This is a genomic window from Pseudomonas sp. MD195_PC81_125, from assembly GCF_014060985.1.
Taxonomy (GTDB): domain Bacteria; phylum Pseudomonadota; class Gammaproteobacteria; order Pseudomonadales; family Pseudomonadaceae; genus Aquipseudomonas; species Aquipseudomonas parakoreensis.
This window is the reverse complement of sequence record NZ_JABULD010000076.1, coordinates 1-5696: the sequence shown is the minus strand read 5'-3', so window position 1 is coordinate 5696 and position 5696 is coordinate 1. Positions and strand designations below refer to the sequence as shown.

Genomic DNA, 5696 nt, shown 5'->3' with positions numbered 1-5696 from the left:
CTCGAAGCGGTGAGCGATTACGCGGCGCGCCATGGCATCGCCCGGATCTACACCGATGTCGATGCGCTGATCAACGACCCCGAGGTGGACGCGGTGTACATCGCCACGCCACCCGACAGCCACCACGCCTACAGCCTGAAAGTCGCTGCCGCCGGCAAGCATTGCTGCGTCGAAAAACCGATGGCGCTCAACGCCGGGCAAAGCCGCGAGATGCAGCAGGCGTTTGCCGACGCCGGTCTGCACCTGTTCGTTTCCTACTACCGCCGGTCGTTGCCGCGTTTTGCTCAAGTGCGGCAATGGCTGGCGCAGGGCCGCATCGGTGAGGTACGACACCTGAGCTGGACGCTGACCAAAGCCCCCTCGCAGCGGATCTGGACGGTAGCGCCAATTGGCGAACCGACCCGAGCGTCGCCGGTGGCGGCTACTTTGCCGATCTGGCCAGCCATGGTTTTGACCTGTTTCAGTACCTGCTCGGCGACATCGTTGAAGTCGCCGGTTTCACCGCCCGGCAAGCCGGGTTGTATGCGGCGGAAGACGCGGTCAGTGCCAGTTGGCGCTTCGCCTCTGGAGCGCTGGGCATGGGCTGTTGGAGTTTTGTCGCGGATCGGCGCGAGGACCGCGTGGAGATGATCGGCAGTCAGGGGCGCATCGTGTTCTCCGTGTTTGACGAACATCCGGTGCAGCTATTCGCCGATGAGCAGATCAGCCTGGAGATCCCGCATCACGAGCACATTCAGTGGCACCACGTGCTCGGCATGAATGCGCATATTCGGGGCGATTCGCAGCATCCGGCCGTCGCCGAGCAAGCCGTCAAGACCGACTGGGTGATGGATCAGATCCTCAAACGCTAAAGTCAAAAGATCGCAGCCTTCGGCAGCTCCTACAGGGGATCGCATTTTCAAACTGTAGGAGCTGCCGAAGGCTGCGATCTTTGCTTTTCAACAGCGCGTCTAAGGTTATGCCCAAACAATATTTCTCAAGCTTGTCATAACGTCTCTAAGATCACGTCATAACTCGTTATGACAAGTGATTCCGTGATGACCGATAACGTACTGTCCCTGGCAAGTGTCCCGCTGCACACGCAACTGCGCGACGTGCTGCGCGCCCGCATTCTTGACGGCGAATACCCGCAAGACAGCCAAATGCCTTCCGAAAGCGAGCTCGGCGCGCTGTTCAAAGTCAGCCGCATCACCGTGCGTCAGGCACTGGGCGATCTGCAGAAAGAAGGGCTGATCTTCAAGATCCACGGCAAAGGCACGTTCGTCGCCAAGCCGAAAACCTTCCAGAACGTCAGCAGCCTGCAAGGCCTCGCCGAGTCCATGACCGGGCGCGGTTACGAGGTGATCAACCGCCTGCGCAGCTTCAAATTCATTCCTGCCGACAAACGTGTGGCCGAGCGCCTGCAGGTCGCGGAAGGCGAGACTGTGGCGCAGATCAAACGCGTCCGCCTGATCAACCGTGAACCGATTTCGCTGGAAATCACCTACCTGCCCAAAGCCATCGGCGAGCGCCTGGAGAAGGCGGATCTGGTGACGCGCGACATCTTCCTGATTCTGGAAAACGACTGCGGCATTGCCCTCGGCCACGCGGATCTGGCGATCGACGCGGTACTGGCCGACAGCGATTTGACCCAGGCGCTGAACGTCGAGGCCGGCTCGCCGATCATGCGCATTGAGCGCCTGACCCACGACGCCGACGGCCAGCCGCTGGACTTCGAACACCTTTACTACCGTGGCGATGCGTTCCAGTACCGCCTGCGGATCGACCGGCAAAAAGGGGAGCAGGCATGACGCGCAACACGTTGGAGCAGGAATACGACATCGTCGTGATCGGCGGCGGCACTGCCGGGCCGATGGCGGCGATCAAGGCCAAAGAAAAGAACCGTGATTTGCGCGTGTTGCTGGTGGACAAGGCCAACGTCAAGCGCAGCGGCGCGATCAGCATGGGCATGGACGGCCTGAACAACGCGATCATCCCCGGGCACTCGACGCCGGAGCAGTACACCAAGGAAATCACCATCGCCAACGACGGCATCGTCAATCAGGCCGCGGTGTTCGCCTACGCCACTCACAGCTTTGAAACCATCGAACAGCTGGATCGCTGGGGGGTGAAGTTCGAGAAGGACGAGACCGGCGATTACGCGGTGAAAAAAGTCCACCACATGGGCGCCTACGTGCTGCCGATGCCGGAAGGGCACGACATCAAGAAAGTCCTTTACCGCCAGTTGAAACGGGCGCGGGTGAGCATTACCAATCGCCTCGTCTGCACCCGATTGCTGACCGACGAGGAGGGCACGGTCAACGGCGTGATGGGTTTCGACTGCCGCAACGCCGACTTCCATGTGATCAAGGCCAAAGCAGTGATCCTCGCCTGCGGCGCGGCCGGTCGCCTGGGGCTGCCGTCCTCGGGTTACCTGATGGGCACCTACGAAAACCCGACCAATGCCGGCGACGGCTACGCCATGGCCTATCACGCCGGAGCCGAACTCGCGAACCTCGAGTGCTTCCAGATCAACCCGTTGATCAAGGATTACAACGGCCCGGCCTGCGCCTACGTCACCGGCCCGCTCGGCGGCTACACCGCCAACAACAAGGGCGAACGCTTCATCGAGTGCGACTACTGGAGCGGGCAGATGATGTGGGAGTTCCACCAGGAACTGGAAAGCGGCAACGGCCCGGTGTTTCTCAAACTCGATCACCTGGCCGAGGAAACCATCCAGAACATCGAAGAGATCCTGCACAGCAACGAACGCCCGAGTCGCGGCCAGTTTCACGCCAATCGCGGCACCGATTACCGCACGCAGATGGTCGAGATGCACATCTCCGAGATCGGCTTTTGCAGCGGTCATTCGGCGTCCGGGGTGTGGGTCAACGAGCGCGCCGAGACCTCGGTCAAAGGTTTGTACTCGGCCGGTGACATGGCCGCCGTGCCGCATAACTACATGCTCGGCGCGTTCACTTACGGCTGGTTCGCCGGGCAGAACGCGGCGGATTTCGTCGCCGGGCGCGAGTTCTCGACGCTGGACGCCGTGCAGATCGAAACGGAGAAAGCGCGGGTCTACGCGCCGCTGGATCGTGAACACGGTCTGCCTCCGGCGCAGGTCGAGTACAAGCTGCGACGCTTCGTCAACGACTACCTGCAACCGCCGAAAGTGACCAAAAAAAATGCAGATCGGCTTGCAGCGCTTCAGCGACATCGAACGCGACCTTGGGCAGATGAAGGCCAACAACGCCCACGAATTGATGCGCGCCATGGAAACCAGCGTGATCCGTGACTGCGCCGAAATGGCCGCGCGCGCCTCGCTGTTCCGCGCCGAGAGTCGCTGGGGCCTGTACCACTACCGCGTCGATCATCCGCAGCGCAACGACAGCGAATGGTTCTGCCACTGCCACCTGAAGAAGGGTGACGACGGCCGAATGACCAGTTTCAAGAAACCCGTCGAGCCTTACATCATCGCGCTCGATGCCGAAGACATGCAGGCTTACGACCGCTTGCGAGTGGGCGCTTTTGCCGCTTGATGCATCACCAGAGAGAGTCCGAACCATGGCCTATCAAGCCCAGGAAATCTTCTTCCGCTCCAACGCCCCGGTCACCGTGGACGAGGACAAATGCATCGCCGACAAGGGCTGCACCGTGTGCGTCGACGTCTGTCCGATGGACCTGCTGGCGATCAACCCGGCCACACAAAAGGCCTACATGGCGTTCGATGAATGCTGGTACTGCATGCCCTGTGAAAAGGATTGCCCGACCGGTGCCGTAAAGGTCGACATCCCTTATTTACTGCGGTGACCCCGCCCCCTGTAGGAGCTGCCGAAGGCTGCGATCTTTTGATCTTGTTTTTTAAAATCAAAATCCAGATCAAAAGATCGCAGCCTTCGGCAGCTCCTACAGGGGATTTGTGGCAAGCCATAAGCCATCCGGAACACCCGGACGCTGGAAAAACCGAAACCCCCTCGTTTCCCACCGCGCCCTGATCGCGGCGGAGACGAACATCCAATCAATGATTCGAGGGGAAACACACCATGTTGCGTGCAGCACTCGCCGGTCTGGTACTGGCTTCATTCACCCTGTCGGCCTCGGCCGAAACCATCCGCATTGCCATCGGCACCCAGGACACCACCATCAACTGCGCCGCCGGTGGCCTGTTGATTCGTGAGCTCGGCCTGCTCGACAAATACCTGCCGCACGACGGCGCCTACAAAGACGCGAAGTACGATGTGCAGTGGAAAAAACTTCACCAGCGGCGCGCCGCTGACCAACGAGATGGTCGCCGGCAAACTCGATTTCGGCGCCATGGCCGATTTCCCCGGCGCATTCAACGGGGTGGCGTTCGAAACCGCCGGCAAGCACAGCCTGTTCATCAGCGTGCTGTCGGGCAGCATCAAGGGCAGCGGCAACGGCATCGTGGTGCCGAGCGCGTCCGGGGTGCAGGCGCTGAGCGAGCTCAAGGGCAAGACCATTTCGGTGCCCTTTGCTTCAACCGCCCACGGCATGTTGCTGCGCGCGGTGGCGGAGCAGGGCTGGGACCCGCTCAAGGACGTGAACATCATCGCCCAGCCACCGGAAGTCGCCGGCTCCGCGTTGCAGGCCGGCAAGATCGACGCCCACGCCGACTTCGTGCCGTTCGCCGAACTGTTCCCCAGCCGTGGTTTCGCCCGCAAGATCTACGACGGCGCCCAGGCCAATGCGCCGACTTTTCATGGCGCACTGGTCGATCAGGCCTATGCGAAACAGTACCCGGAAATCGTCATCGCCTACCTGCGCGCAAGCATCGAGGCCAACCAGTTGCTGGCTGCTGAGCCGGAGAAGTACAGCGAGCTGATCGCCAAGGTCACCGGCGTCGATGCCGAGGTCAACTACCTGTTCCACGGCCCGCTGGGCGTGCAGACCCGCGACCTGAGCTGGAAGCCGGAATACCGCCAGGCCGTGGGGACGGCGATCGACACCTTGAAGCTGCTGAAGAAAGCCGATCGCGGCCTCGACCTCAACACCTTCATCGACGATCAGTACATCCGCGCCGCCTTCAAGGCGTCGAACCTGGACTACAGCGCGCAACTCACCAACTACGCGCAAACGCCGTTGAAAGCCGTGGATGCGGCGACTGGCAAAGCCATCACGGACTTTAGCCACGTCGCCGAAATCTGGGTGCGCGGTGAAGACAAAGTACGCCAGTACACCTCCGCCGAATCCGCTTTCACTGCGCTGGCCGCGTTGAAGCAGGAAGCAAAAACATCCGCGCGGTGTATGCCCAGGCCAGTGACAGCGGGATCAAGTTGCTCGCCGATCAGGCGTGGTTTGCCAGTGATGCCAAGGGGCGGTTGAGTGCGTTCCTGCTCAAGGGCCAGGCGCAGCACTATGCGGCGGCGCAGGGCGGCAAGGTTTTCGACTTTATCGATGCCACAACCCAGGCCGTAGCTGCCCGCTAACCCGAAGAACACCGCGTCTCTCTGTAGGAGCTGCCGAAGGTGCGATCTTTTGATCTTGCTTTTTTAAAATCCAAGTCAAAAGATCGCAGCCTTCGGCAGCTCCTATAGGGGATCTCGGTTGAGAGGAAGAATTGTGTACCGATCCTATTTACGCTGGATTCCAAGAACGGCGTCGTTGCTGCTCTGCCTGCTGTTCTGGCAACTCGCCGCCAGCCACCACTGGAATCTCGGTCTGGTCACTTTCGCCAACGTGCCCACCCCATTGGCGGT

At 60.8% G+C, this 5696-nt stretch carries 2 protein-coding genes and 4 pseudogenes; all 6 read left to right on the top strand.

The annotated features are described in order from the left end of the window. Positions 1–851, top strand: a pseudogene (locus tag HT737_RS03580) (Gfo/Idh/MocA family protein); the annotation flags it as partial. A gap of 186 nt (positions 852–1037) precedes the next feature. After that, positions 1038–1790: a GntR family transcriptional regulator gene (locus HT737_RS03575; RefSeq protein ID WP_041062347.1), complete on the top strand. Its 753-nt coding sequence runs from the start codon at positions 1038–1040 to the stop codon at positions 1788–1790. Next, positions 1787–3518 (top strand): annotated as a pseudogene (locus tag HT737_RS03570) (fumarate reductase/succinate dehydrogenase flavoprotein subunit). The gene HT737_RS03575 and the pseudogene HT737_RS03570 overlap by 4 nt, the downstream one beginning before the upstream one ends. Positions 3519–3543: 25 nt before the next feature. Next, positions 3544–3789 (top strand): ferredoxin family protein, encoded by a 246-nt coding sequence (locus tag HT737_RS03565; RefSeq protein ID WP_042559450.1) that lies wholly within the window; start codon positions 3544–3546, stop codon positions 3787–3789. A 233-nt stretch (positions 3790–4022) separates the two neighbouring features. Next, positions 4023–5426, top strand: a pseudogene (locus tag HT737_RS03560) (ABC transporter substrate-binding protein). 133 nt (positions 5427–5559) lie between these two features. Then, a pseudogene (locus HT737_RS31675) lies at positions 5560–5696 on the top strand (ABC transporter permease); the annotation flags it as partial.